2 protein-coding genes and 1 pseudogene are annotated in these 2,544 nt (G+C 71.0%); all 3 read right to left on the reverse strand.

Annotated features, from left to right (window positions below):
• Positions 1 to 380 (reverse strand): annotated as a pseudogene (locus FNH04_RS44670) (hypothetical protein); the annotation flags it as partial.
• Positions 381 to 486: 106 nt separating this feature from the next.
• Positions 487 to 1,266 carry an HAD-IIA family hydrolase gene (locus FNH04_RS44675; RefSeq protein WP_152791946.1) on the reverse strand — a complete coding sequence of 260 codons (780 nt, stop codon included), beginning with the start codon at positions 1,264 to 1,266 and terminating at the stop codon, positions 487 to 489.
• 225 nt (positions 1,267 to 1,491) lie between these two features.
• On the reverse strand, positions 1,492 to 2,424 hold the full coding sequence (locus tag FNH04_RS44680) for a cell wall protein (RefSeq protein WP_228032004.1): 933 nt from the start codon (positions 2,422 to 2,424) through the stop codon (positions 1,492 to 1,494).
• Positions 2,425 to 2,544 lie beyond the last annotated feature (120 nt).

Genomic DNA, 2,544 nt, shown 5'->3' on the forward strand with positions numbered 1-2,544 from the left:
GTGCGGGGGGCGGTGGGCCCGGGGTGAAAGGAAGCCCTGGCCCTGGCCCCGACCGTGAGCGCGGCGTTGGCCCTGGTGCCGCCCTCGACGCCGTCGCAGGTGATCCTGATCCGGTACGTGCCCGGCCTGGCCGAGGTGCGGACCCGGGTCTCGCCGGCTAGCGCGCCGTTCTTGCCGGTGAGCACCGCGTCGGCGACGAACGCCTCCGAGGAGGCCGTGCCCGCCCGCCCCGTGCAACCCCGGGCGTGCACCTGGATGTCGCTGCCGGGCGCGGGCGGCGACGGTGTCACCGAGACGCCCGTGTCGGCCGCGTGCGCCGTGGGCGTCAGCGCGGCCGCGAGTACGGAAGCGGCGCAGAGAGTGAGTCGCAGTGAACCCATCGTGAACCTCCAGACACTCTGGAGACTCCCCCTCCGGACGCGGGGACGCATCCGGGAACGGGGGACCACTGCTCCGGTCGGGTGAAGGGAGGTTTGGCTCGCGGTCTCAGACGCGGTCGACGAGGTCCGCGATCGAGTTCACGACCTTGGAGGGGCGGTACGGGAAGTTCTCCACCTGGTCCGGCCGCGTCAGCCCCGTGAGCACCAGGAACGTCTGCATACCGGCCTCCATGCCGGCCAGGACGTCGGTGTCCATCCGGTCGCCGATCATCGCGCTGGTCTCGGAGTGGGCGCCGATCGCGTTCAGCCCGGTCCGCATCATCAGCGGGTTCGGCTTGCCCGCGAAGTACGGCTGCCTGCCGGTCGCCTTGGTGATCAGCGCGGCGATGGCACCGGTGGCGGGCAGCGGGCCCTCGGTGGACGGGCCGGTCTCGTCGGGGTTGGTCGCGATGAAACGGGCACCGGCCTGGATCAGCCGCACGGCCTTGGTCATGGCCTCGAAGGAGTACGTGCGGGTCTCGCCGAGGACGACGTAGTCGGGTTCGTGGTCCGTCAGCACGTACCCGATGTCGTGCAGGGCGGTGGTGAGGCCGGCCTCGCCGATGACGTACGCCGTGCCGCCGGGCCGCTGGTCGTCGAGGAACTGCGCGGTGGCGAGGGCGGAGGTCCATATGTTCTCGACGGGTACGTCGAGTCCCATGCGGGACAGCCGGGCGTGCAGGTCCCGAGCCGTGTATATCGAGTTGTTGGTGAGCACGAGGAAGGGCTTGCCGGACTCCCGGAGCTTCTTGACGAAGGCGTCGGCGCCCGGGATCGGCACGCCCTCGTGAATCAGCACACCGTCCATGTCGGTGAGCCACGACTCGATGGGCCTGCGCTCTGCCATGTGGGATCTCCTGCCGTACGTCCGCGAAAGGTGCTGGCGCGCCGGACGTCTCTGTACCGACGGCCCCACCCTAGTGAGCGGTGGCCGAAAACAGGAGGGCGATCTTGGCCTTTGGGATCAGGGGGCGCCGGGAGCACAGGGCATTGCGGGCACCGGGCATTTCAGGCGCCGGGCATCGCGCGCACAGGGCACCAGGGGCTTGGGGTGCTGGGTGAGGCAGGTGGCTCAGCGGGACTTCCGGCGGGCGACGGCGACCAGTACGGCCCCGACGCCGGCCAGCAGCAACGCCCCGATGCCGTACGGCGATACGCCGACCCCGCTCCGGGCGAGCTCCTCGGTGAACGGCAGGCCCCCTTCGCGCACGCCCGTGTCCTTGCCGGGGGCGGTGCCTTCGGGGTCCGGGCGCGTGCCGGTGCCGTCGGTGCCTGTGGCTTTGGGTGGAGCTGTCGCCGTGGCCGAACCGTCTCTCCCTCCGTCGTCCTGACCGGTGCTCCTCTCGACGATCCGGAACCCGTAGTCGTTCGACTCCCCCACCCACTCGCCGTCGCTGCCCCGTCGTTGGACGACGGCCGCGTTCGCCACGACGTCGTTGGGCACGGCCGCCCCGGAGGTGACGGCGAGGCGGAGCTTCACGGTGAGGGTGCGGCCCGGGGGCACGGTGAAACCGGGGAAGTCGTCGTGGTCGAGGACGCCGACGAGTTCGTCCGCGTCGGTACGCTGGAAGGAGACCGGGTGGGCACGGGTGCCGACGTAGAACTTCAGGCGCAGCTGGGCCTCACGGAGCACGCGCTTCTCGTCGACGAGGACGATCACCGGGTGGATGTTCCGGCAGGTGCGGTTCGTGGTGTTGGTGAGCTCCAGGGACCAGATGCCATAACCGCCGCCGGCCTCGTAACTGGCCGGGCCGCCCTGGATGTCGGTGCGGACGGGGAAGGCGTCGGTATCGGTGCCGGCGTCAGTGTCGGTATCGGAGCCGGCGTCAGTATCGGTGTCGGCGTCGATGTCAGTATCGGTGCCGGTGTCGATGTCCGTATCGGCGTCGGTCGTGGCGCAGGTGGGGCGGAGGTCCGTGGGCGCGGCGGTGGCGTCCGCGGCCGGGCCGCCGACGAGGGCGGCTGCGATGACAACGGCGAGGGTCGGGCACGTGCACAGTCGCATGACCTTATGACTTTTCCAGCCGACCGCCACGACAGGCCTCGCCACGCCGCAGCACCCCCGGACGGGGCCCCGAATCCCCTCGATCAGCCCAGCGGAGGCCGCTCCCCCTGCCCCTCACCC

It is taken from the genome of Streptomyces phyllanthi, assembly GCF_009377205.1.
GTDB classification, from domain to species: domain Bacteria; phylum Actinomycetota; class Actinomycetes; order Streptomycetales; family Streptomycetaceae; genus Streptomyces; species Streptomyces phyllanthi.